Consider the following 25722-nt stretch of genomic DNA (forward strand, 5'->3'; position numbering starts at 1 on the left):
CTTGCTTCTACTATACCCGATTTTCATGCGTTTGCATGTATCGACGGATATAACGCCTCGCCGGCGAGAATATTCCAGGTGTTACAGGGGGTCGCCCGGAGCGGCACGGCGGCCACTGACGCGGGGCACCATGCCGGTGGTCCAGTCGCGGAACTCGGCATCGACGTCGTCGGCTGCCGCAAATTCCGGGCGCTGCTGCATGGCACGGAGCAGTGCTTTTGTCTCCCGCCGTCCCTCCACGAGCCGGTACAGCACGGGAACCAGCACCAGGGTCAGCGTTGTGGAAGAAACCAGGCCGCCGATCACCACCACGGCCAGCGGCTGGGAAATGAAGCCGCCGCCCCCGGTCAGGCCAAGCGCCATGGGTGTCAGGGCGAAAACGGTGGCCAGCGCGGTCATCAGGATGGGGCGGAGCCGCTGCCTGGCGCCATGGGTGATTGCGTCCGCCACGCTCATCCCGCCGCGGCCGTCCCGTGGCTGCCTGTACTGGTTGATGAGGTCGATGAGCACAATGGCGTTGGTAACCACGATGCCCACAAGCATCAGCATGCCGATCAGCGACGGCAGGCCCAGCGGAACGCCCGTGGCCAGCAGCAGGGCCACGGCGCCGGTGGCGGCAAAGGGAACGGACACCAGAAGGATCAGGGGCTGGATCAGCGATTTGAAGGTGGCCACCATAATGACGTAGACAATCGCGATCGCGGCGAGGAGCGCCAGGCCCAGCTGCTGGAAGGACTCGGCCTGCTGGGTGGTGGCGCCGCCGAGTTCGGCGGTGACCCCTGCGGGGAGGCTGACCTCCGTGAGGCGCTTCTGCACCTCCGCGTTCACCGCACCGAGGTTGGAGCCCGACGGCGTGACTGACACTTTGGCGGTCCGCTGGCCGTTGCTGGCGGTAATGGAGACCGGCACGTCAACCTGTTCCACTGAGGCGATGCTGCCCAGGGTGACGGGGGCGCCGGATGCAGGGAGCGCGATGTTGCGCACGGCGTCAATGCTGGTGAACCGGGTGCCCTTGCCGATCTGGACCGGAAAGTCGTTGGTGTCGATCCGGACCGTGCCGGCGGGGATGGGGCTGATGGTGGCAGCCAGGACGCCGGCCACCTGTTCCTCGTTCAGTCCGGCCGCGGCGGTCTTGGCCCGGTCAACCTTGACCTGGACCACCGGCTGTCTGGCCGCGAGGTTCGTTGCCACCTCGCTGGTCGCCGGCACGCCGGTCATTGCTTCCACCATGGCCTCGCTGGCTGTGCGGAGGTCCTCGGACGTTGCCGCCTTGATGGTGATGTCCACCGTGGAGGACGTCCCGAAGCCACCCTGCTGCGTGCCGACGGTAATCTTCCCGGAACCGGCCACCTTGCCCACTTCGGTCCGGACGGTTTCCTGGAGCTTCGCCTGATTGGCCTTTTCATCCGTCACCACCGTGAACGTGGAGTTGGCGGCGCCGGAGGACGTCAGGGCGGCAAAACCTGCCTGCGCGTTTCCGGAGGTGAGCTGGACATTCCTGACACCCTCGATGCCGCGGAGGACGTCCTCGACCTTGATGGCGGCTGCGCTGGTGTCGGCCAGGCTTGTGCCCGCTGGCATCAGTTGGCGGACAGTCAGGCTGTTCTGGCCGGAATCGCCGAGGAGGTTGGTGGACAGCAGCGGCGTCATGGCGGCCGTGGCGCCGAGTACCAGCACGGCGGCGACGAGGGTCAGCACCGGGTGCTTCTGGGTCTTGCTGAGGACGGGCAGGTAGGCACGCTGCAGCCGGCTTTTCTGTTCGGCTTCCTGGGCCTGGGCACGGGCGGCGGCAGTAGCCCGGGCGGCAGCTTCGCGGGCAGCGGGCGAACCAGCGGCGGGAGAACCGGCGGGGGCGGAACCGGCGGGGCTTTTGAGGAACCAGTAGGCCAGGACCGGAACGATGGTCAGCGATACCAGCAGGGATGCCAGCAGCGCCATGGTGACTGTCAGGGCGAACGGCCGGAAGAGTTCGCCGGCGAGCTCGCTCACGAAGGCAATGGGCAGGAAGACCGCCACAGTGGTCAAGGTGGAGGCGGTGATTGCGCCGGCCACCTCCCGGATTGCGGTGAGGATCGCGGGGACTTTCTCCTCCCCGTAGCTGAGGTGGCGTTTGATGTTTTCGATCACCACAATCGAGTCGTCCACCACCCGGCCGATCGCAATGGTCAGCGCGCCCAGGGTCAGGATGTTCAGTGAATAGCCCGTCGCGGACAGGCCAATGAAGGTGATCAGCAGCGACAGCGGAATGGAGACCGCGGTAACAAGGGTGGAGCGGGCTGACATCAGGAAGACAAGGATGACGGCGACGGCGAAGCCCAGCCCGAGGAGGCCCTCCGTGGTGAGGTCCTTGATGGACTTCTCGATGAACGGGGCCTGGTCGAACACCGCCGTGAACTTTGCGTTGGACCCCAGCTCGGCCTCCAGGGCCGCCAACGAGTCGTTCACGGCGTGGGAGATTCCCACGGTGTCGCCGTCGGGCTTCTTGGTCACGGAGACGGCCAGTGTTTCCTGGCCGTTGGTCCGGGTGATGGAGGTCCGTTCGTCATCCTGCAGGCTAACGTCGGCTACCGTGCCGATGGTCGCGGCATCCTTGGCTCCGCCCACGGGTAGCGCCTTGATGGCGTCCAGGGAATCCACCGGGCTGCCGATCTGGAGGGATAGCGTCTTGCCCTGCTCCTGGATGGTCCCGGCCGGGATCAGCGCGCCGTTGTTGGAGAGGGCGTTCCGGATGGACTCGATCGTGGTGCCCTTGGCGGCCATCGCCTCGGGCCGGGGGAGGATCTCGATGTGCTGGGTGGCGCCGCCGGTCACGTCGGCTCCCCGGACGCCGTCGATCTTCTGGAGCCGGGGAACGGAGAGGCGTGCCAGGTCGGCGTTGAGTTCGCTGAGGGGCTTGTCCGAGGACACTGCCAGGAACACGATGGGGAAGTCGCTGATGCTGCCCGCGATGGCCTGCGGCTGCACGTCCTCCGGCAGGGAGCGTTTGGCGTTGGAGATGGCGCGGTCGATCTGGTTCCGGGCGCGGTCGAGGTTTGTCCCGTAGGTGAACACCATGGAGATCTGCGAGACGCCGTTGCGTGACGTCGAGGAGGTGGACTCCAGGCCTTCGACGCCGTTCAGGGCGGTTTCGAGCGGTGCGCTGACCTGCTTGTCCACCACTTCGGGCGAGGCGCCGGACATGGCGGAGAGGACGGTGATCTGCGGGAACTCAATGGAGGGGATGAGTTCCTGTTTCAGCGATGACATGGTGATCACGCCGAACACCGTCGCGAAGACGGTGATCAGCGCGATCAGCGCCCGGTTTGCCAATGAAAGTTGTGCCAGCCGGAACATCGCGGGTCTCTCCTGTGGGGTTGACGTACTCCTGCGGACCGGACCGGACCGTCCAGCCGGGCCTGAGGCCCGGACCGTCCAGCCGGGCCTGAGGCCCGGACCGTCCAGCCCGGCCTGACGCCCGGCGGGCGGCCGGACGTCAGTGGTTGGCGGAAACGCTCTCCAGCTGCAGTGCCTTGGCCGTTGCCGTTTCGAGTTCGGCAGCAAGTTCCGGATTCTCATCCAGCTTCACGCCGTAGCCCGGCATCATGTCCTTGAGCTTGCCCTGCCAGCCCTTGAAGTTCTTCGGGAAGGACTTCTGCAGCAGTTCAATCATGATGGGCACCGCTGTGGACGCGCCGGGCGAGGCGCCCAGCAGCGCACCGATGGTGCCGTCACGGCCGGCGATGACTTCCGTGCCGAACTGCAGCACGCCGCCGCGCTTCGGGTCTTTTTTGATGATCTGCACACGCTGGCCGGCGGTGATCAGCTCCCAGTCGCCGTCCTTGGCTTCGGGGTAGTACTCGCGCAGCGCATCCACCTTGTCCCCGTGGCGCTTGGCAACTTCCTTGACGAGGTACGCGGTGAGGTCCATGTTGTCCTTGGCGACTGCAAGCATCGGGATGATGTTGCTGGGCCGGATGGACAACGGCAGGTCAAGGTACGAGCCGTTCTTCAAGAAATTGGTGGAGAAGCCGGCATAGGGGCCGAACAGGAGGGAACGCTTCCCGTCGACGTACCGGGTGTCAAGGTGCGGGACCGACATGGGCGGCGCGCCCACCGAAGCTTGGCCATATACCTTGGCGCTGTGCTGGGCGGCAAGTTTCTCGTCGGTGCAGCGGAAGAACTGGCCGGACACGGGGAATCCGCCAAAGCCCTTGCTCTCCGGGATGCCGGAGGCCTGGAGGAGGTGCAGTGCGCCGCCGCCGGCGCCCACAAACACAAACTTGGCGTGGATCTTGCCGTGTTCCCCGGAAGCCGGGTGCTTGATCGAAAGGTCCCAGCCGCCGTCGGACGCCTTGGAGATGCCGCTGACGTCATGGCCGTAATTGATTTCGACGCCGTTGTTCCCGAGGTAGGTGGTGAGCTCACGGGTCAGTGCCCCGAAGTCGACGTCGGTCCCCTCGGTTGCCCGGGTGGCGGCGATACGCTGCTTCGCGTCGCGGCCCTTGACGATCAGCGGCGCCCATTTGGCGATCTGGGCCTGGTCCTCGGAGTACTCCATGCTGCGGAACAGCGTGTGGGGCTTGAGCGCTTCGTAGCGGGTCTTGAGGAATTTGGTGTTGTCCTCGCCGATGACAAAGCTCATGTGCGGGACGGTGTTGATGAAGCCCTTCGGCGAGCCGATCAGGGATTCTTCCACAAGATGGGACCAGAACTGGCGGGACAGCTGGAACTGTTCGTTGATGAGCAGGGCCTTGGCCGGGTTCACCGAGCCGTCTTTGGCTGCGGGGGAGTAGTTGAGCTCGCACAGGGCGGCATGGCCCGTTCCGGCGTTGTTCCAGGGGTCGGAGCTTTCCAGCCCGGGCTGATCCAGGCGTTCGAACAGGGAGATGGTCCAGTTCGGTTCAAGCTGCTTGATGAATGCCCCGAGCGTGGCGCTCATGATGCCGCCGCCAATCAGTACGACGTCGGCATGTTGGGTCTTGGATATGAAGGTCACAATCAGTCTCCGATAGCAGCGGCTCTGGCTGTCAAAGAATATCCCCGGGCGGCCCGCATACTGAAATTGGGCCGGGCCGTCAAGGCTTTAGCTGTACCTTTGTGAAAACTTCACTCAGTACCGGGGACGCCGGGTAGCTGCTGACGCGGTCCGAGAGTGCGAGCGCCGAGATGGGGAAGGCGATGGGAACTGCCGGCACGGTGGCCGCGATCTGGGCGTTGATGGTGTGGTACTGCTCGTCGCGTTCCTTGCCGGCAGGGAGGCCGCGGGCGCGGTTGATCTTGGAAAAGACCTGCGGGTCCTGGTAGCCGAATTCGCCGTTCTTTTCGCCGAACAGCGGGCCCACAAAGTTATCGGCATCGGCATACGCGCCATTCCAGCCGAGCAGGTGGAGCCCGTGGTCCCCGGGTGACTGCACTTTCTGGAGATAGCCTTCGGACCAGTCCACCGGGACAGGCTTAATGTTGAACCCGACGGCGGTCAGTTGCCTGCTGATTTCGGCGTAGATTTTCTCCGGCGTGGGCAGATACGGGCGGGTGGCGTTAAGCGGATAGTAGAACCTGAGCTCTTCCCCGGTGTAGCCGGCCTCGGTCAGATAGGCCTTGGCCTTGACAGGATCGTGGCCCAGTGCGGGAGCGTCATTATTGAAACCGCTGATCTTCGGAGGAACGAATTGTGAGGCCTTGGCGGTGTTGTCGATGAAGAACTTGCGGATCAGGGTTTCCTTATCGATGGCCAGCTCAATGGCCTGCCGCACTTTTTCGTTCTGCAGGACCGGAATTTCCTGGTTGATGCCCAGGTACATCACCGAGAAGGGATCACGCTGGACGATCTGCATGCCCCGCTTGACCAGCTGATCGAAGTTGCCCACCGTGACGGCGTCGTAGCCGTCGATCTTGCCGTCCAGGAGGGCCTGAAGCCGCGTCTGGGGGTGGTCGTACGTGACGAAATTAATGGTGGAGATCTGCCCGCGGTCACCCCAGTAGTTTTTGTGGCTGATGAGCCGGACTCTCGCCTCGTCCCAGGCGGCCAGGCTGAACGGTCCTGTGCCGACGGGGTTGGTGGCGAACCGGGAGACCGGGTTTCCGCCACGGGTCTGATCCAGGACATCCGCCGTGCCCGCCGTCAGGGCGGCCGGGGATGCGATGGCGAACGCCGGCAGGGTGAGCGCCTGGAGGAACGCAGTGAAGCGCTGGGTCAGGTCGATCCGGACAGTGTCAGCGGAAAGGGCCGTGCAGCTCTTGAAAATGGAGAGCGCAGCGTCCTCGGAATGTGCCTTGAACACGCTCTTGAACGAGCTTCCCGGCGCTTGCCGCCGCAGTTCCGCCGAGAAGGCGAACCAGCGGTTGAAATTGGCACACACGGCGTCGGCGTTGAAGGGCATGCCGTCCTGGAACGAGACGCCGCTGCGGAGTTTGAACGTGTACGAGCGGCCTTCGTTTTCTTCGGACCATTCCGTTGCCAGCAGCGGCGTGGGCTTGCCCGTGGTCTGGTCCACACCCACCAGGCCTTCGAGGATCTGCCGGGTGATCCGGTAGCTTTCCACATCGTTCGAGAGCGCGGGGTCCAGGCCGAGGGGCTGGGACGCCGTGCCGAACGTGAACGTTTCGGTGGGTTCAGCGCCGGCGGGCGCCGTCGAAGGAGACGTTGCCGAGGGCGAAGGCGGTGGGTTGCCGGTACAGGAGGTCAGGCCTAACGCCATAAAAACGGCGCCGGTCTTGATGACCGTTCGCCGCGAAGTACTGCTGGGCACTCGTCTATCACCTCTGGCTGCTTCCGGCCGGCGCCGCGGACTGCGGGCCAAGGACACAGTCTAGTTGACACACCCCGGTGCTCCCTGGACACACGCCAGAGGCCTGTTCCGGCTGCGGAACAGGCCTCTGGGCTTGAAAGCCGGACTACTTGGGCATCAGCACCGAGTCGATCAGGTAAACGGTGGCGTTCTTGGTCTGGACGCCGCCGCAGATCACGCTGGCGCCATCAACCATGAGGGCATCCTTGCTGCCGGTCACGGTGACCGATCCGCCCTGGACCGTGGCGTGTGTGCCGGCGATCTTGTCAGGGGTGATCTGGCCGGGGACCACGTGGTAGGTCAGGATCTTGCTCAGCAGGGCGTCGTCCGTCTTGAGCGTTTCGATGGTGGCGGCATCGATCTTGGCGAAGGCGTCATCCACCGGAGCGAAGACCGTGAATTCGCCGCCGTTAAGGGTGTCAACCAGGTCAACCTTCGGGTTCAGCTTGCCGGAGACAGCTGCCGTGAGGGTGGTCAGGATGGGGTTGTTGGATGCCGCGACCGCTACCGGGTCAAGGGCCATCCCGGCAACCGAGCCTGCCCCGGTGGGGACCTTCTCTGCGTAGCCGGCGCAGCCTGCGCCAACGAGGTTTGCGGCCGGATCCATGGCAGCAGCACTGGCGGACGGTGACGGGGCCATCTTCGTTTCTGACGGTGCGGCGGCCGGAGCGGAGGAGCTCGGGGTTGTGGTTGCTGTTCCACCGCAGGCGGTAAGGCTCAGCAGGGCTGCAGCTGCAACGCCTGCGACGGTGAAGGATGTGCGCTTGAATGACTGCATTTCGGTTCTCCTTGTTTGTGCCGATTTCTTGCCTGCGGCAGACGTTGTGCCTGCCGCGTGGCCTTTTCCGACTGTTGGGCACCTGCCCTTGGCTGGTGTCTCAATGGGTATTCGGCCGGAGCACGGAAGCGGATGGGTGGATCGCCAAGAGTTTTTAATTGCGCGCCAAACCGGGGGAGAATGCCGTGGCTGGGACAGTTAAATGACAGAGATCCCGGGGCCTGTGGGCCCGGGATCTCTGTGTAAGTGTGCGCAAGGGGGGACTTGAACCCCCACGCCCGAAGGCACAGGAACCTAAATCCTGCGTGTCTGCCAATTTCACCACTCGCGCTTGGCAGTTGCCGCCGTTGTCTCAACCTTGGCCAGATGGCCTACGGATAAAAACGTACGACGGCGGTGCCAGCTTCCATTGTAGCCTCGGGCCGGCGGGGTTCCGGTCAGCCGGTTCCTGCCCCTGTGCCTCGGCACGCGTAATGCGTTACGCGTCCAGATTGAGGTCGCGCCGCAGTTTTGCCACGTGGCCGGTGGCCCGGACGTTGTACTGGGCCAGCGCCACCTTTCCGTCGGGATCGATCACCACCGTGCTGCGGATCAGTCCCTCATACGTCCGTCCATAGTTCTTCTTTTCGCCCCAGGCGCCATAGGCCTCGGCCACGGCATGGTCCCCGTCCGAAAGCAACGGAAAGCTCAGGTCCTCGTTGGCGGCAAAGGCAGCAAGTTTGTCCACGGAATCGGGGGAAACACCCAGGACCCGATAGCCGGCCGACGTGAAGGACGCCAGGCTGACACGGAAATCACACGCCTGTTTGGTGCAGCCGGGGGTAGCGGCTGCTGGGTAGAAATACACGATTGTGCTGCCGCTGTGCCCGGAAGCCAGGTTGACGTCTTTACCCGACGAATCCTTCAGGGTGAAGCCGGGCGCTACGTCGCCGGTCAAGAGTCTGTCAGCCACTGTTAATCTCCTCGTTGCAGGCGGAACACACCAGTTTAGTAAGCATCCAGGACCGGTGCTAACCAGCCTTAGCTATACTTGCTGGTATGCCTGACATGGATCGCTGGCCCACTGGGCGCCTATTGTCCACTGCGGCACGCCTCGTAGAACACTCCTGGAACGAAAAGCTAAGCGCCATCGGACTGACGCACGCCGGCGTGATCGCTATCGAAGTCCTCTCAGCGCAGGGGCCGATGACACAGGCCCAACTCGCCCAATATGTGCGCGTTCAGGCCCAGACCATGGGTAAAACCCTGAGCCGGTTGGAGTCCCACGGCCACATTGCCCGCGTCCGCAGCACCTCGGACCGCCGCAGCCAGGTAGTGTCCCTCACGGACAGCGGACGGGAAGCCGCAGCCGCAGCCGTTGAGATGGAACGCTCAGTGCTTGCCGCGGCAACTATTGACCCTGACGCCCTGCGGCAGGAGCTCCAGGCTGTGGTCAGGGAGCTGGCCAGCCAGTTCGCCTCGCCGTCAACCAGCGCCCTGGTGGACGGTGCCCCGCTCAGCTAGCAATCCCGGGAATCCGGTAAATCTGACTGGCACCATTACTGCAAAATTCCGCAGTGGTGGTGCCCTTTTTGGTTTGTGCCCTGAAACGTCCAGAAGTGGCGTCTTGGCCGCGTGATTTTGCAGCGGTTCAGGGCCCACTTCCAAGAGGTGCAATCGATGGTGGTTCGCCGAAGGAGGCCCGTCGGGACCCACCATGCACGTTCCGGACGTCTCAACTGAAGACCGGTGGCCTGGATATATCCCCGTCATTGGGTATAGGAGTGTCCATATCCTCTCGGCACCTATCAAGGCTTCAGGGGCTGCTTCAACATCACGACCGGCATCTGGCCGTAGGTCTCGCCGCGCGATGCCCTTATCATCTGACGTATGCGGAAACACTTGGTCGCCCTTGGGGTCGTGGCAATCCTCCTTGCCGGCTGCTCGGCCCCTTCAACTGATCCGGCAGTAACGACAGCGGCGCCGGCCGCCACATCAGCATCAGCTACGCCGACGCCGACTACGCCAACGACAGGCTCGGCCGCGACAGATCTGAACTGGGGCACGCCGACCGCTGGCGACGAGTTCAACTATACCGGCGCACCGGACGCCGCGAAGTGGTCCGTGTACAACAGTGTCGGGCACGCGGGGAATGGCATTCGGAGTCCCCAGCAGGTCACGGTAGACGGTTCCAAAATGGTCATGACTGGAACCCCGGACGGCACGACTGCTGGAATGAGCGCGAAGTTTGGACGCCAGAAGTACGGCAGGTGGGAGGCCCGCGCGGCGGGTTCGGGTGACAACGAGTACCGTATGGTGTTGCTCCTGTGGCCGGATAGTGGGATTTGGCCGTGTGAAGGCGAAGTTAATTATGCAGAGAAGACCGGTGATTGGAACGTCATCAAGTTCTTCTACCACTATGGATGTTCGAACTCGCAGACGTCGGCAGCCAAGGCTCTGGACATTTCACAGTTCCACAACTACGCGGTTGACTGGTCTCCGAATGGGATCGTCGGCTACGTCGATGGGGTGAAGTGGTTTGAGGACAACGACCCGACGCACCAGCCTCCCGGACCGATGCACCAGACGCTACAACTGGACTGGGAGCCAGACAGCACTGTTAACGGCGCCGGCGAGATGCGAGTGGATTGGGTTCGCGTCTATGCGGCTGGCGATCCAACTCCCGCTGCCCTGCGGCCGCCATCCGATGAGTCGTTTGAGTTCGCTGCCACCGGGGACATAAACCCTGCGGGTAACACGTCGTCCACGTCGCACAGTGGTAAAAATGCGGCTAGCATCATCGACGGTCTCAACGACGGTTCGCTGGACAACTTCCTTGCGCTGGGCGATTTCCAGTATGACAAGGGCACCTGTACCGAGCTCGAGGCTTACAACCAGTTGTGGGGTCCGGCTAAGGCCAAGACGTACTGGACCGCTGGCCCGAATCATGATGTTGAACCCGGCGAGAATGACGACGTTGACCGGTACATGGATGGGCAGTGCGTGTCCACGGTGAAGAGCGCGACCAGCTCCGATGTTGTACGGTTCCAAGACGCTCTTGAATGGTATTCGTTCGACAAGGGCAACTGGCACATTCTTGTCGCGCCTACGGCCACGTGGCGTTATAACGCTAAGCGGGCGCAGGCGATGACCTCGGAGATGGATGCCAACCTGAAAGCGGCGAAGGCCGCTGGAAAGCATTTGGCGGTTATCTACCATGATCCGTATTTCACCAGCAACACGTCGAGCCATACCCGCTTCTCTAAGGCGAAGCCGTGGATTGACGTGTTCTGGGCGAACCGCGTTCGTGTGCTGCTGTCCGGCTCACAGCACAATTATGAGCGGACCTGCCCGATTAACAACGAGGACCAGTGCGTTGCGGACGGGATGCAACAATTTCAGGTGTCCACTGGTGGAATCGGCCTCCGGGCGTTCACCAGCAGCCCCTCTTATGTGCAGCGGAAGTTTAGCGACACATGGGGTCACCTACGGATGAGCCTCAAGGCTGACGGCTCTTATACGTGGGAGTTCCGTCCCGTTTCTGGCGGAATGCAGACTGACAGCGGGTCTCGAAGCCATGGCTAATTCCTCGGTTCCGATCACCGCCGGTTCGGGCACTAACATTTGATACCGTCACCATGCCCGGTGGCGGACACAGGCAGGTTGTCGTGCTGGGCAATCACGGTGAGCATGAGGGACGTACCGCCACATTCCGCACCCTAGCGTTCCATAGATTCTCCCAGCTCTGTCACGGAGCTGAATGCCCCGCGTTTGAGGCACTGGCGGGTGATGATCCCGAAGAAGATCTCCACCATGTTCAGCCGGGAACAGCTGGTCGGGGTGATAGCTGTCGCAGATAACATGCAGTTCAACCCGGGGTGGGCGTCGGCGTCCCGGCCCAGGAAATCGACGAACTCGATGCTGGTGTGCTTTGGATAGAAGGCGTTCGCGCTGAGTTTGCCCGTGAGGACCTCCGCGTTGAGGTCGGCGTCCCATTCGGCGGCGATCTCCGGATAAAGCACGTCCAAGCGGTTAGTGACTGAAAGCTCTCTCGTCCAGCACAGAAGGGCAGGCGCTTCTCGAGGATTTGAACACTGCCTCGGCCTTCGCCTTGTAAGTGTGGTCGGGGCCGGCAGGACACCGCCTGAGGTAGCCAAAGGTGGTTGGATTCGGAGTCTCGCGGCAGTCGGCTGTGATGTCGGCGTGTCCCAGCTCTTTCCCCGGAGCAGCAGGGAATAAATAGCCCGCAAATACCCCACAGCGATCGAGGGGCAAAAAGGAAACCCCGTCTTCACGGCTTGTGGCCAGTGAAGACGGGGTTTCTTTGGTGCACCCCCCGGGACTTGAACCCGGAACCCATTGATTAAGAGTCAATTGCTCTGCCAATTGAGCTAGAGGTGCATCTCCTATGTGGTGACCTACCGGGCTTTTTCTTTCCCGGTTGATCTCCGCAACGACATGAAACTCTACACGAACTTCCGACCCATGTGAAATCGAGGCCCCAATGCTCCCCAGGTTCAGCCGGGAGGGGCCAGAACCAGCACAAAATCAGGGTTTTTGTTGTTGGTGAGCAGCCAGAAGCCGCCGTCGGGAGTCCGGATGACGTCCCGGATCCTGCCGTATTCGCGTGTGAAATAGGCCACAGGAGCGCTTGCCTCCTCGCCGGACAAGGACACCGTCCAGAGGCGTTGGCCGCGCAGGGCGCCGAGGTAGGCCGTCGACCCGGCAATTTCCAGGCCGCTGGGTGAGGAGTCCGCCGTCGAAGGCCACACCACCTTCGCGTCGCGGTACGCCTCCCGGTGAGGTGCGCCGGTTACTGCGGGCCAGCCGTAGTTGGCTCCCGGCTCGATGAGGTTGAGCTCGTCGTTGACGTCCGGGCCGAACTCGCTGGACCAGAGCCGGCCGGCGCTGTCCCACGCCAGTCCTTGGACGTTTCGGTGCCCCAAGCTGTACACGGCATTGCCGAAAGGGTTGCCAGGTGCGGGGTCACCCTCCGGAGTCAGCCGCAGGATCTTCCCGCCCAGAGCGTTGCGGTCCTGTGGCTGTTCGCGGCGCTGGGAGTCGCCTGTGCCCACGTACAGGAACCCGTCCGGGCCGAAGCGGATCCGGCCGCCATTGTGGGTTGATGCCTTGGGGATTCCGGAAAAGACCACCTCGGGGTCGCCAAGGTCCAGGGATCCGTCAGGCTGTTCCGTCAGCTTCAGCCGGGCGATGCGGTTGTCCTGTGCCGAGGTGAAGTACAGGTAAAGGTAGTTGTCGGACGGAAAGCCGGGGGAGAGGGCTAGTCCCAGCAAGCCTCCCTCACCGCCAGGAGCCACGCCGGGGACCTGGCCGATGGTGGTCGCCCTGCCATCACGGACAGCTTTCAGCAGCGCAGAGTCACGCTCGGAGACGACGGCGGTTCCGTTCGGCAGGAATACCGCGGCCCAGGGAATGTCGAGCTGGAGATCGAGCCGTGCCACAACCTCCGGTGGCGTGGCGTTACCCGGGCCGGCCCCGGTCCCGGTTCCTGTGATATTGCCGGTGGGGGCATCGTTGGCGTCCCCCGTGCAGCCCGACAGCAGCACGGCCAGGCACACTGCGAAGGCGCCCGCAGTGGGCTTGGCCGCCGCGAAGGCCCGAAAGTGCGCCTGCGTCCGGTCAGATACGCGTCCGCCGGGGGGCGCGGAAGCCGGCAGCTTCCGCATGGGCCGCCGACTCAAACCAGACGTCGGCTTTCGTCTGCACATAGTCCGGATGCCCCTCCTCGTAATAGACCATTGTTCCGGCGTCGGCCTTGACCTCGAAATCCGCCGGACCGCTTCCATCCGGGCCGGGCGACGCGGAACCTGCGCCGTAGGGCTGGTCCGCGGCCAGATGCCCGGTCGGTTCCGGTGCAGCTTCGTAGTCCGCCACGGCTGCCGGCTCCATGGTCCGGGCTTCAGCGGCCTCTGGTGATACTGCGGTGTCTGTGGCTACTGCGGCCTCCATGGATCCTGCAGCCTGCATGGGAGCGGCGCTTGCCGCGTGCGGGGCTGAATCGGCGGCGGCCACTTCGGGTTGCGTATCAGCGGCTTCGGCTTCCGCAGCGGCCGTTTCTGCGCCGGGCAGCGTGGGCGCATGGGGCTCCGTGTATTCCGGGTGATGCACAAATCCAGCGCCCTGGGCCGGTGGTGCTTCGGACGTTGGGGTGTCGGCAATTACGGTGGACGCTTCGCCTGCCGGCCGGTGGCTGGCGGCGGGTTGGGCTGGTGCGCTTGCCTCTGACCACTGGGTTTCCCACTCGGCTTCGTCTGCCTGCCGGCTCACACTCTCCTTGCTGCCAGGTTCCTGGGCTGCTAGCGACTCCGGGCGAGCCGGCTCCTCTTGCCCAGCCAGCTGCCCAGGTCGGCCGGGTTCCCCAGAGCCAGCCGACTCGGGGGATGACAGTTCTTCGGCGGACGGGCGTTCCCGTGCATCGGCTGCAGCGGTTTCTGCGGGACCAGAAGTGTCTGTGGCGCCAGCGGTATCTGCGGCACCAGCAGTAACAGTGGAACCGACAACGTCGGGGTCAACACCGGCGTCCTGCCCGACGATGGTGTCCTTTTCCAAGCTGGGTTCTCCAAGGCCGGCCTTGTGCCCACCCCCGGCTTCCTGGGGTTCTGCCGTGCTGGACCGCACGGGCGCCTCGTCCGCCGTCGTCGGTGGTGTCGGCTCAGCAGCGCCGAAGCCCGCAGCACTGGGGATGCCCGCCGTGCCTGCGGCTTCCGCCGAGGCAGCTGCGCTTCCGCCGGAGAGTCCGCCGTCCGTCCGGATGGGCGTGGAGTCACCGGTGCTCGAGGAGCTGCTGCGGTTCAGCAGCCACCACACAACGCCCACGATCAGCACAATGAGGATAATCCAGAAGACAAAATCCATAGCAGGGCCCTTCAGTCCGGATGGCACGGTTGCCGTTCCCTGACGGTACGTCGGTGCGAACGGGGCTGTCTAGGTTCCGGCAGGCCCGTAAGGGTCCGTCTCAGAATTTGAGACGAGCGTCCACTGTTTGATCGAAATATTCCTGAAAATGGGCCAAACGTGCTGTTCGGGTCGTTGGCGTCCCGATCGGAGTCATAGACTTTGACCCATGAGTGAGGACACCCAAACAGCAACCGAGAACAAGATCGACATCAAGCCCCGAAGCCGGGTCGTCACCGACGGGATCCATGCCGCCCCCGCGCGCGGTATGTTCCGCGCAGTCGGCATGGGCGACGACGACTTCGCGAAGCCCCAGATCGGCGTTGCGAGTTCCTGGAATGAAATCACTCCCTGCAACCTGTCCCTGAACCGGCTGGCCCAGGGCGCCAAGGAAGGCGTCCACGCAGGCGGCGGTTTCCCGATGCAGTTCGGCACCATCTCCGTCTCCGACGGCATCTCCATGGGCCACGAAGGCATGCACTTCTCCCTGGTCTCCCGCGAAGTCATCGCCGATTCCGTCGAAACCGTCATGCAGGCCGAGCGCATCGACGGCTCGGTCCTCCTGGCCGGCTGCGACAAGTCCCTCCCCGGCATGCTCATGGCAGCCGCCCGCCTGGACCTGGCCAGCGTCTTCGTCTATGCCGGCTCCATCATGCCGGGCTGGGTCAAGCTGGAGGACGGCTCCGAAAAGGAAGTCACCCTCATCGACGCCTTCGAAGCCGTCGGCGCCTGCGCCGCCGGCAAGATGAGCCTCGGCGACCTTGACCGCATCGAGCGCGCCATCTGCCCCGGCGAAGGCGCCTGCGGCGGCATGTACACCGCCAACACCATGGCCTGCGTCGGCGAGGCACTGGGCATGTCGCTGCCCGGCTCGGCCGCCCCGCCCTCGGCAGACCGCCGTCGTGATGAATTTGCGCGCAAGTCCGGCGAGGCAGTGGTCAACCTGCTCCGCCTTGGCATCACCGCCCGGGACATCATGACCAAAAAGGCGTTCGAAAACGCCATCGCCGTCACCATGGCATTCGGCGGCTCCACCAACGCCGTCCTGCACCTCCTGGCCATCGCCCGCGAAGCTGAAGTCGAGCTGAACCTGGAGGACTTCAACCGCATCGGCGACAAGATCCCGCACCTGGGCGACCTGAAGCCGTTCGGCCGCTACGTCATGACCGACGTCGACAAGATCGGCGGCGTGCCGGTCATCATGCGCGCACTGCTCGACGCCGGCCTGCTGCACGGTGACTGCCTCACCGTCACCGGCAAGACCGTGGCCGAAAACCTCGCTGCGATCAACCCGCCGGACCTGGACGGCAAGATCCTCCGTGCCATGGACAACCCGATCCACAAGACCGGCGGCATCACCATCCTGCACGGCACGATGGCCCCCGAGGGTGCTGTGGTGAAGAGTGCAGGCTTCGACGCCGACGTCTTCGAGGGCACCGCCCGCGTCTTCGAGCGCGAGCAGGGTGCCCTGGCCGCCCTGGATGAGGGTCTGATCAAGGCCGGCGACGTTGTGGTCATCCGCTACGAAGGTCCCAAGGGCGGCCCCGGCATGCGGGAAATGCTCGCCATCACCGGCGCCATCAAGGGTGCGGGCCTCGGCAAGGACGTGCTGCTGCTGACCGACGGACGCTTCTCCGGCGGCACCACCGGCCTCTGCATCGGCCACGTTGCACCGGAAGCTGTCGATGGCGGCCCCATCGCCTTCGTCAAGGACGGGGACCGGATCCGCGTCGACATCGCAGCACGCAGCTTCGACCTGCTGGTTGATGAGGCCGAGCTCGAATCCCGCAAGATCGGCTGGGAGCCCCTCCCTGCCAAGTTCACCAAGGGCGTGCTCGCCAAATATGCCAAGCTGGTCCACAGCGCCTCCACCGGCGCATACTGCGGGTAGCACGATTTCGTTCCTCAACCTCGGCTGCTGGTTGAGCCCAACTAGGTAGCAGTAACTGTCGTTATGAGCGCTCATAACGACAGTTACTGCGACCCAGTTGGGGAACGTGGCCAACCAGTGGACAATGGTGTCCACACTGTGAGATGCGCACAGTCCTCGTTGACATGTATCTCACACAGAGGGAAAACTGAACGCATGATCGCATTCGTTACCAGCTGCGCCGCTGCAGATGCAGCCGTCGTCCTTACCAAGCGCGTGGCTCACTAGCCCGACTGGTAACGAACCGTCACGCGCAACCCCTCGAAAAGCCGCCAGGCTGAGGGGTTTTTTTATTTCCGCATTTCCAAGTACACAGATGATCCACAAGGAAGAGTCCGATGAGCAAAGGATCGCCGATCAGCCCCTCGCTGATGGCTACTAAGTCCGCTGGAGCCCCCAAGGCTCCGGAACGCGCCGACCGAACGGCTGACCAGGCCGCCGTCGTCGCTGATCTTGCCGCTGTCTCTCCTGTCCTTGGGCCGAACAACGTTGTACCCCCAACGGTGATGACCGGCTCGCAAGCTATTGTCCGATCGCTCGAAGAACTCGGCGTCGACGATATTTTTGGTTTGCCTGGTGGCGCTATCCTGCCTACCTATGACCCCTTGATGGCCTCCAGCATGAATCACGTACTGGTCCGTCACGAACAGGGAGCCGGCCACGCCGCGCAAGGCTATGCCATGGTTACCGGCCGGGTGGGCGTCTGTATCGTCACCTCGGGCCCCGGTGCCACCAACCTCGTTACCCCCATCATGGATGCCCACATGGATTCCGTGCCGCTGGTGGCCATCACCGGCCAGGTCTCCAGCGGTGTGATCGGCACCGATGCTTTCCAGGAAGCCGACATTGTTGGCATCACCATGCCGATCACCAAGCATTCGTTCCTGGTGACCGACCCCAACGACATCCCGCACGTTATGGCGGAGGCCTTCCACCTGGCCTCGTCCGGACGTCCGGGACCCGTCCTGGTGGACATCGCCAAAGACGCCCAGCAGGGTCAGATGACCTTCTCCTGGCCGCCGAAGATCGACCTCCCCGGCTACCGCCCGGTGACGCGCGGCCATAACAAGCAGGTCCGCGAAGCTGCCAAGCTGATCGCCTCGGCCACCAAACCCGTGCTCTACGTGGGCGGCGGTGTGGTGAAGGCACACGCTGCCGCGGAACTCCGCGAACTGGCGGAACTCACGGGTGCGCCCGTTGTCACTACCCTGATGGCACGCGGTGTGTTCCCCGATTCGCACCCGCAGCACGTGGGCATGCCGGGCATGCATGGCACGGTTTCCGCGGTCACGGCGCTGCAGCAGTCCGATCTGCTCATCACGCTCGGCGCCCGCTTCGATGACCGGGTGACGGGCATCCTGAAGTCCTTCGCCCCGAACGCCAAGGTGATCCACGCGGATATTGATCCCGCCGAGATCTCCAAGAACCGTACCGCCGACGTGCCGATCGTGGGATCCGTCAAGGAAATCATCCCCGAGCTCACCGAGGCTGTCCGCTCCCAGTTCGAATCCGCCGGCACGCCGGACCTCACCACCTGGTGGGCGTTCCTTAACAACCTTAAGGAAACCTACCCGCTGGGCTGGACCGAGCCGGAGGACGGGCTCAGCGCCCCGCAGCGCGTCATCGAACGCATCGGCGCGCTGACTGGCCCCGAAGGCATCTACGTTGCCGGCGTTGGCCAGCACCAGATGTGGGCGGCACAGTTCATCAAGTACGAGCGCCCGCACGCCTGGCTGAACTCAGGCGGCGCCGGCACCATGGGCTATGCAGTACCGGCTGCCATGGGCGCCAAAGTGGGGGAGCCGGACCGTGTGGTCTGGGCCATCGACGGCGACGGCTGCTTCCAGATGACCAACCAGGAACTGGCCACCTGCGCCATCAACAAGATCCCCATCAAGGTTGCCATCATCAACAACTCCTCGCTGGGCATGGTCCGCCAGTGGCAGACCCTGTTCTACGAGGGGCGCTACTCCAACACGGACCTCAACACCGGCCACGAATCCGTCCGCATCCCTGACTTCGTCAAGTTGGGGGAGGCCTACGGCTGTGCCTCCTTCCGCTGCGAACGGGACGAGGATATTGATGCCACCATACAGAAGGCCCTCGAAATCAATGACCGCCCCGTGGTGATCGACTTCGTGGTGAGCCCCGACTCCATGGTGTGGCCGATGGTGCCCGCCGGCGTGAGCAACGACCAGATCCAGGTTGCCCGCAACATGACCCCGGAATGGGAAGAGGAGGACTGAACATGACCCGCCACACACTGTCCGTTCTGGTTGAAGACAAGCCCGGTGTACTGACCCGAGTCGCGAGCCTGTTTGCCCGACGCGCCTTTAACATCAACTCCCTGGCCGTGGGCCCGACGGAAGTTCCGGGCATGTCCCGGATGACCGTCGTCGTCGACGCCGACGGTGACCTGATTGAACAGGTCACCAAGCAGCTCAATAAGCTGGTCAACGTGATCAAGATTGTTGAGCTCACCTCCGAATCTTCCGTGCAGCGAGACCACATCCTGGTCAAGGTACGTGCGGATGCCGCAACTCGTCTGCAGGTGACCCAGGCTGCAGACCTGTTCCGTGCTTCAGTGGTTGACGTCTCCACAGACTCCGTGGTCATTGAAGCAACAGGCCACCCCGAAAAGCTCACGGCGCTGCTCTCAGTGCTTGAGCCCTTCGGCATCCGCGAAATTGTGCAGTCCGGCACCCTGGCCGTTGGACGGGGATCCCGCTCCATGAGTGACAGGGCTTTGCGCAGCGCTTAGTTAAGGCGGGGCACGGCCCCACCTGCGGCGCAATGCCCGTGCAGTACCGCAACACCCCAGACTAATTACCCAGTGAATCACTCAAGAGGAGTTACCCAAGTGACTGAAATGTTCTACGACGACGACGCCGACCTGTCGATCATCCAGGGTCGCAAGGTCGCCATTGTTGGCTATGGCTCCCAGGGCCACGCCCACGCGCTGAACCTGCGCGACTCCGGCGTCGAGGTTGTCATCGCCCTCAAGGAAGGCTCGAAGTCGATCGCCAAGGCCGAAGAAGCCGGCTTCAAGGCCCTGACCGTTGCCGACGCCGCCGAATGGGCCGACGTCATCATGATCCTGGCGCCGGACCAGTACCAGCGCTCGATCTACAACGACTCCATCAAGGACAAGCTGACCCCGGGCAAGGCCCTGGCCTTCGCCCACGGCTTCAACATCCGCTTCGGCTACATCGAGGCGCCGGAGGGCGTTGACGTCATCCTGATCGCCCCGAAGGCTCCGGGACACACCGTGCGCCGCGAATTCGAAGCCGGCCGAGGCATCCCGGACATTATCGCCGTGGAGCAGGACGCCACCGGCGCAGCCTGGGACCTGGCCAAGTCCTACGCCAAGGCCATCGGCGGCACCCGCGCCGGCGTCATCAAGACCACCTTCACGGAAGAGACCGAAACCGACCTCTTCGGCGAGCAGTCCGTCCTCTGCGGCGGCGTGTCCCAGCTGGTCCAGTACGGCTTCGAAACCCTGACCGAAGCCGGCTACCAGCCGCAGATCGCCTACTTCGAGGTTCTTCACGAGCTCAAGCTCATCGTTGACCTCATGTGGGAAGGCGGCATCGCCAAGCAGCGCTGGAGCGTTTCCGACACCGCAGAGTACGGCGACTACGTCTCCGGCCCGCGCGTCATCACCCCCGAGGTGAAGGAAAACATGCAGGCTGTCCTCGCCGACATCCAGAGCGGCGCGTTCGCCAAGCGCTTCATCGACGACCAGGACAACGGCGGCGAAGAGTTCAAGGCCCTGCGTGCCAAGGCTGAGCAGCACCCGATCGAGGCCGTTGGCCGCGAGCTGCGCTCCCTGTTCGCCTGGCAGCAGACGGACGAGGACTACGTAGAGGGCTCCGCAGCCCGCTAAGTCTGCTGTGCCGGTGCCCCTCGGGTGCCATTATGAGGCCGGGTTCACTTAACAATGTGAGCCCGGCCTTTCCGTCCGCCTAGACTTGTTCCATCCCAAGGACTGCAACGCAGAGGATCACTCGTGTCAAAACCCGTAGTACTGCTCGCCGAAGAACTTTCGCCCGCCACGATCGAGGCCCTCGGCCCGGACTTCGAGATCCGCCAGACTGACGGCTCCGACCGGTCCCAGCTGCTCGCCGCCATCGCGGACGTGGACGCCATCCTGGTCCGCTCCGCCACCCACCTGGACGCCGAAGCCATTGCCGCCGCGAAGAACCTCAAGGTCATCGCCCGCGCCGGCGTTGGCCTGGACAACGTTGACATTAAAGCCGCCACACAGGCCGGCGTGATGGTGGTCAACGCCCCGACGTCGAACATCATTTCTGCAGCGGAGCTGACGGTGGGCCACATCCTGAGCCTCGCACGCCACATCCCGCAGGCCAGCTCCGCGCTGAAAAACGGCGAATGGAAGCGCTCCAAGTACACCGGCATCGAACTATTCGAGAAGAAGATCGGCATCATCGGCCTGGGCCGCATCGGCGCCCTCGTTGCTGCCCGCCTCCAGGGCTTCGACACCGAAATCCTCGCCTACGATCCGTACATCACCTCGGCCCGCGCCGCGCAGCTCGGCGTCAAGCTCGTCACCCTCGATGAACTGCTGAGCCAGTCGGACTTCGTTACCATCCACATGCCCAAGACGCCGGAAACCGTCGGCATGCTCGGCGCCGACGCGTTCACCAAGATGAAGTCCACCGCCTACGTGGTCAACGTGGCCCGTGGCGGCCTCGTGGACGAAGAGGCGCTCTACGCAGCCCTGCAGGACCGCCAGATCGCCGGCGCAGCCGTGGACGTCTTCGTCAAGGAACCCAGCACGGACCTGCCGTTCTTCGCCCTGGACAACGTGGTGGTCACCCCGCACCTGGGTGCATCCACCGATGAAGCCCAGGAGAAGGCAGGTGTCTCCGTTGCCAAGTCCGTACGTTTGGCGCTGGCCGGCGAGCTCGTACCGGATGCCGTGAACGTGGCCGGCGGCGTGATCGCCCCCGACGTCCGCCCGGGCATCCCGCTGATCGAAAAGCTGGGCCGGATCTTCACCGCGCTGACCCACGCCTCCCTGACCCAGATCGACGTCGAGGTGGCCGGCGAGATCGCGGCGCTGGACGTCAAGGTCCTGGAACTGGCCGCGCTCAAGGGCATCTTCGCCGATGTGGTGACCGAACAGGTCTCCTACGTCAACGCCCCGGTTATCGCCGAACAGCGCGGCATTAACGTCCGCCTCATCACGACGGCGGAAGCGGAGGACTACCGCAACGTCCTCACCATCCGGGGTGCTTTGAGCGACGGCAGCCAGATCTCCGTGGCAGGTACGCTCACGGGTCCGAAGCAGATCCAGAAGCTCGTCGGCGTCAACGGCTACGACGTTGAGATCCCCATCAGCGAGCACCTCGTGGTGGTGGCCTACGCCGACCGGCCTGGTGTGATCGGAACCATCGGACACATCCTGGGCATGAACAACATCAACATTGCCGGCATGCAGGTGGCACGGCAGGCGGAAGGCGGCCAGGTTCTGGCACTGCTGACCATCGACAGTTCCGTTCCGCAGCAGGTGCTTGACGCCATCAAGGCAGGCATCGGCGCCGAAATGGTCCGCGAAGTGGACCTCGAGGACTAAGAACCGCACCGCCATCAACTACGCGTGACCGAACCTTAACGTCGGCCACGTATGATTGGCCGGTCTGCTTACAATGGCTGGGTCCTGTTTCAGGACCACGCCGGCAGACCGGCCAATACTTTTTGCACACCAGGCAGGAAATCCTATATATCCGCCGCCTGCGGATCCCGGTGTGCGCACGCAATCCAGGTTTCAGGGAGCCCAATGAACGCCGTCCAGAGGTTCATCAGAAGCAAAGTGCTGCTGCTGACCGCGGCCATCTTGATCGCAGCCATGTGCTTGTCGGTCCTCGTCCAAGGCCAGTCGCAGGCCGCACTCAATCGAACGGTGGATGAGAACTCGCGGGGTCTCTACGACGTCCTGGTCCAGGCCAAGGCAGGCTCCGGGGCGCTGATGCAGCCGGAGATCGCCAACGGTGGCGGCGGCATCGGCTTTGACCAGCTCGAGAACATCCGGAAGCTTTCCGGAACGTCCGTGGCGGCACCCATCAGCCTGGTGTCCCGCGTGACGCAGAACCTGGAAGCGCCACGGCTCGACGCCATGGATTACCTTGGCTACAACTCCGGGCTGGCAGGCACAGCGACGACGGACCAGGCCGCCGGCGCCACAGATCCCAGCAAATGGCCCGCTGCTGAGTCCGTGCTCGGCGATACCCCCAAGAACTACCGCCTGACCGCCAGCGCCGTCAGCTCCGACGGTGTCTCCGAGCAGACCCTGTTCAAGTCCACCGCCGAGGGCAGCCTGGGCAAGGCCAAACTCGTCGAGGAGAAGGCTGCCGGGGGCACCAGCATCCGGATCGCACCACCCGCAGGCGAGACAGGCATCAAATTCCCCGCTCCAGCCGGCGGCTCCGAACATAACCTGTTCAACCTTTCGGTGTCACTGCCCCTGTCTCCCGAAGTGACCGAGTCCGTGGTCGCCGTCGACCCCGTCTCCGAGCGGGCACTGCTCGGCTCGGCGGGCGACTTCCTCGCCCCGCTGGAGAAGGCCCCGCCCGCTGACGCGCGGAACGCCGGAGCAATCGGCCGGCACTTCGAAAGCCTCTTCACCAACGGCATCAGCCTGGAAGAGCTCAACGAGGGCCCTGACTTCCTCGGTGTCAAGCTCAAGTACTGGGCACCGCTGATGACGCAGTACCAGCAGGCGAAGCGCAGCGGACAGCTGACCGCGGACTCGCAGGCCATTCCCCTGGTTGTCCGTTCCGGCACGTCACTGGACCTTAAGTACAACGTAAAGATCGAGGAGATCGACGCCGCGGGCAAGGTTGTCAAGGAAGTCGGCACCGCCACGCGTTCCCTCGGCAAGGACTACCTGCCGTTTGTGTCCAAGGACCCGTTCGCGCTGTCCTGGCCCGGCTCCACCGACCACTCCGGTCTCCTCGGCAGCGCCGGCAACTTCAACCAGGGCCTCTACACCCCGGCCAAGTGGAGCACCGACTTCGCTGCCGCGCCGAAGTACACGGACGGCGACGCCGCGGCCAATGGTGCGGTCCAGAAGACCGCCGTTCCCAGCGACTGGGTCACTGTAAACCGCCTGCCGGAGAAGGGTGCCAACGGCGCCCCGGTGGACCAGACCCAGCGTGAGCCCGTGGATGAACGTTCCTACCGGGAAGACCTGGCAACAGGGGAAAAGCTCGCGGCTCCGCTGGCCATGGTCTATGGGACCTTCGACCCCGCGGCTGTTGAGAAAGCTGCCGGCGACGTCAACCGCCTTCCGCTGGGTGGCTACGACCCCACTCCGTTTACCCTCACCAAGGACGCGGAAGGCAAGACGGTCACCGGTACCGAACTCAAGCCTTCACTCAGTGCCACCGGACTGGCGAGCCAGTCGGCCGGTGCCATCACCGACTTCTACGGCCTGGCCGCAGCGCGCGGCTACAAGGACAACGCCGCCGTGATCGATGCCGTACGTGTCCGGGCCAAGGCTCCTGGCAGCTGGAAGGAAGCCCAGCCCGACGTCGAAAAGCTCGCCAGCGAGATCCGCGAAATGGGTCTTGAGGCTACTGTTGTGGCCGGTTCCGCCCGAGAGGACGCCAGCATTTTTGTCCCCGGATACTCCAAGGACGACGCCGGCAAGGAGTCAGCGCTGGGCACTGTCCAGCAGTCCTGGGTCCGGCAGAATGCAGCGGACGCAGTCTCCGGCTCCCTCACCGGGACCAACGTGACACTGCTTTTCCTGACCCTGTGCGGAGCCGCGCTGTTGACCGGCGCCTCCACCGTCAGCTACATCCGCAAACGCAAACGTGAAGCCGGGACCCTCCGCGCCATGGGCTGGACCCAAGTGCGCATCAGGAACTGGGTGCTTGAGGAATTCGGTGTCGGCGCTGCGCTGCTCGCGGTAGCCGGGATCGTCTTGAGCCTGGTGAGCTGGAGCGTGACCACAGCCATCGTCTCAGCCTCCGTCCTGGTCCTGTATGCGGCAGCGGCCTTCTTCGCCGCCCAACAGCTGCGCCACCGTGATGAGGTGGACCAGGAACCGCAGCACGACGAGCGGCTGATCCCGGTGGACTCCCCGCTGACCTTTGCCAACCGGCAGCTCAGCACGAACAAGTTCAACACCCTGTCCCTGGCCGTCGCAGTCGGCGTCTTCGGAGCCGCGGTGGGCGGGCTGGTTGCCTTGCTCATCGACATCCCCCGTGCTGCCGGAGCGAGCGCCCTCAGCGGCCTGGCCGCAGCAAGCGTGGCGATGCCCAGCATGCTCCTTGCCCTCGCCGGCGTCGCAGTGGGGCTGGTCCTGACCCTGGTCACCGGCCGGTTTGAGCTGAACGCCAAACGCCAGTACCTGGGCATCCTTGAGGCCATGGGCTGGAACCCGGACATGCTCCGCCAGGTCCGTCTTTTCGAAAACGCGCTGGTGGGCACGGTGGCCCTGCCGCTGGGCGTCCTGGGCGCGCTGGGCATCGGGCTCCTCCTTGCCCCGTATGCCGCGCTATGGGCCGGCGTCGCCGGCCTCGTGGCTGTACTTTGCTGGATACCGATTGCAACGAAAGTGGTCCAATGACAAACGAGACGAACGTTTACCGGAGCCGGAGGTCCGGCTCGGCTGAGTCGCCCCTGCAGACCCGTGCCAACACCATCGTCAAGGCCGCGGACCACGGGACCCCGCTGGAACTGAGCGACATCACCATCCGCTATGGCGGCGGTAAAAGCGGTGCCGAAGCCGTCAGTGTTGTGGAGAACTTCGACCTCACGCTGCACGCCGGCGAGATGCACTGCGTGGCCGGCCGAAGCGGATCCGGCAAGACCAGCATCCTGACAGTGGGTGCGGGACTGACCCTGCCGACGTCGGGCCGTGTCTTCTGGGAAGGTGATTCCCTCGAAAGCATGGGCGACGACGAAATCGCCGACCGACGTCGGGCCCTGATCGGTTACGTTGACCAGGGCGGCGCCCTGATCGACGGCATGAGCGCCCTCGAGAACGTCCTCCTGCCGGCCGTGCCCGACGGCGAGGTGGACCAGCGCCGCGACATGGCCAAGGACCTCCTGGACCTGGTGGGCCTGGGCCGCCGGATGCGGCACCGTCCGGCCCAGCTGTCCGGTGGTGAACGCCAGCGTGTGGCGATCGCCCGCGCCCTGATCCTGGGTACGCGCGTGCTGGTGGTTGATGAGCCCACGGCCAGCCTGGACCGAGCCTCAGCCAACCGCATCATCAGCATCCTCAAGGACACCACCTCGGACGGCATCGCAGTACTGGTCGCTTCACACGACCACGAACTGGTCCGCCTGAGCGATACGCTGACTGAACTGATCTAGCC

General features: G+C 64.0%; 17 protein-coding genes and 2 tRNA genes. 9 read left to right on the plus strand and 10 right to left on the minus strand.

What is annotated here, in order from left to right:
• Positions 1–81: 81 nt before the first annotated feature.
• The 6 genes from NG698_RS11840 to bcp form a co-directional block, all read right to left on the minus strand.
• On the minus strand, positions 82–3333 hold the full coding sequence (locus NG698_RS11840) for an efflux RND transporter permease subunit (RefSeq protein ID WP_252609905.1): 3252 nt from the start codon (positions 3331–3333) through the stop codon (positions 82–84).
• A gap of 139 nt (positions 3334–3472) precedes the next feature.
• A complete protein-coding gene (locus tag NG698_RS11845) occupies positions 3473–4975 on the minus strand; it encodes a malate:quinone oxidoreductase (RefSeq protein ID WP_252609907.1) in 1503 nt (500 codons plus the stop codon).
• A 79-nt stretch (positions 4976–5054) separates the two neighbouring features.
• Entirely contained in the window at positions 5055–6677 is a 1623-nt protein-coding gene (locus NG698_RS11850) for an ABC transporter substrate-binding protein (RefSeq protein WP_252613639.1), read from the minus strand.
• Between the two features lie 196 nt (positions 6678–6873).
• Positions 6874–7545, minus strand: a complete 672-nt coding sequence (locus tag NG698_RS11855) for a fasciclin domain-containing protein (protein WP_252609911.1) — start codon at positions 7543–7545, stop codon at positions 6874–6876.
• Between the two features lie 249 nt (positions 7546–7794).
• Positions 7795–7876, minus strand: a tRNA-Leu gene (locus tag NG698_RS11860).
• A 147-nt stretch (positions 7877–8023) separates the two neighbouring features.
• Positions 8024–8497, minus strand: a complete 474-nt coding sequence (gene bcp / locus NG698_RS11865) for a thioredoxin-dependent thiol peroxidase (protein ID WP_252609913.1) — start codon at positions 8495–8497, stop codon at positions 8024–8026.
• 95 nt (positions 8498–8592) lie between these two features.
• Between bcp and NG698_RS11870 the strand changes: the two genes are divergently transcribed.
• Positions 8593–9048, plus strand: a complete 456-nt coding sequence (locus NG698_RS11870) for a MarR family winged helix-turn-helix transcriptional regulator (protein ID WP_252601520.1) — start codon at positions 8593–8595, stop codon at positions 9046–9048.
• 366 nt (positions 9049–9414) lie between these two features.
• The gene (locus NG698_RS11875; RefSeq protein ID WP_252609915.1) at positions 9415–11109 is read left to right on the plus strand and encodes a family 16 glycosylhydrolase; all 1695 of its coding nucleotides are present in this window, start codon (positions 9415–9417) and stop codon (positions 11107–11109) included.
• A 134-nt stretch (positions 11110–11243) separates the two neighbouring features.
• On the opposite strand, the gene NG698_RS11880 is transcribed toward NG698_RS11875, so the two are convergent.
• The 4 genes from NG698_RS11880 to NG698_RS11895 all read right to left on the minus strand — a co-directional run bounded on the left by NG698_RS11880 (position 11244) and on the right by NG698_RS11895 (position 14400).
• Positions 11244–11552: a hypothetical protein gene (locus NG698_RS11880; protein ID WP_252601469.1), complete on the minus strand. Its 309-nt coding sequence runs from the start codon at positions 11550–11552 to the stop codon at positions 11244–11246.
• A 297-nt stretch (positions 11553–11849) separates the two neighbouring features.
• Positions 11850–11925 (minus strand) — tRNA-Lys (locus NG698_RS11885).
• A 116-nt stretch (positions 11926–12041) separates the two neighbouring features.
• Positions 12042–13211: a PQQ-dependent sugar dehydrogenase gene (locus tag NG698_RS11890; RefSeq protein ID WP_252609917.1), complete on the minus strand. Its 1170-nt coding sequence runs from the start codon at positions 13209–13211 to the stop codon at positions 12042–12044.
• The gene (locus tag NG698_RS11895) at positions 13165–14400 is read right to left on the minus strand and encodes a sunset domain-containing protein (protein ID WP_252609919.1); all 1236 of its coding nucleotides are present in this window, start codon (positions 14398–14400) and stop codon (positions 13165–13167) included. The genes NG698_RS11890 and NG698_RS11895 overlap by 47 nt, the downstream gene beginning before the upstream one ends.
• 208 nt (positions 14401–14608) lie before the next feature.
• Here NG698_RS11895 and ilvD point away from each other — a divergent pair, with 208 nt between their 5' ends.
• From ilvD to NG698_RS11930, 7 genes are all read left to right on the plus strand, one after another.
• Positions 14609–16330 carry a dihydroxy-acid dehydratase gene (gene ilvD / locus NG698_RS11900; protein WP_252609921.1) on the plus strand — a complete coding sequence of 574 codons (1722 nt, stop codon included), beginning with the start codon at positions 14609–14611 and terminating at the stop codon, positions 16328–16330.
• A 377-nt stretch (positions 16331–16707) separates the two neighbouring features.
• A complete protein-coding gene (locus tag NG698_RS11905) occupies positions 16708–18615 on the plus strand; it encodes an acetolactate synthase large subunit (RefSeq protein WP_252601457.1) in 1908 nt (635 codons plus the stop codon).
• A gap of 2 nt (positions 18616–18617) precedes the next feature.
• Positions 18618–19130, plus strand: a complete 513-nt coding sequence (gene ilvN, locus NG698_RS11910; RefSeq protein ID WP_028271611.1) for an acetolactate synthase small subunit — start codon at positions 18618–18620, stop codon at positions 19128–19130.
• Between the two features lie 99 nt (positions 19131–19229).
• Positions 19230–20255 carry a ketol-acid reductoisomerase gene (ilvC, locus tag NG698_RS11915; RefSeq protein ID WP_058932075.1) on the plus strand — a complete coding sequence of 342 codons (1026 nt, stop codon included), beginning with the start codon at positions 19230–19232 and terminating at the stop codon, positions 20253–20255.
• Between the two features lie 123 nt (positions 20256–20378).
• Positions 20379–21968 carry a phosphoglycerate dehydrogenase gene (gene serA, locus NG698_RS11920; protein ID WP_252609923.1) on the plus strand — a complete coding sequence of 530 codons (1590 nt, stop codon included), beginning with the start codon at positions 20379–20381 and terminating at the stop codon, positions 21966–21968.
• A gap of 204 nt (positions 21969–22172) precedes the next feature.
• Positions 22173–24968, plus strand: coding sequence for an ABC transporter permease (locus tag NG698_RS11925; RefSeq protein ID WP_252601454.1), 2796 nt, complete (start codon positions 22173–22175; stop codon positions 24966–24968).
• Positions 24965–25720, plus strand: coding sequence for an ABC transporter ATP-binding protein (locus tag NG698_RS11930; protein WP_056349225.1), 756 nt, complete (start codon positions 24965–24967; stop codon positions 25718–25720). Before NG698_RS11925 ends, NG698_RS11930 begins: the two co-directional genes overlap by 4 nt.
• Positions 25721–25722: the final 2 nt, after the last annotated feature.

It is taken from the genome of Pseudarthrobacter raffinosi, assembly GCF_023913735.1.
In the GTDB taxonomy this organism is placed as follows: domain Bacteria; phylum Actinomycetota; class Actinomycetes; order Actinomycetales; family Micrococcaceae; genus Arthrobacter; species Arthrobacter raffinosi.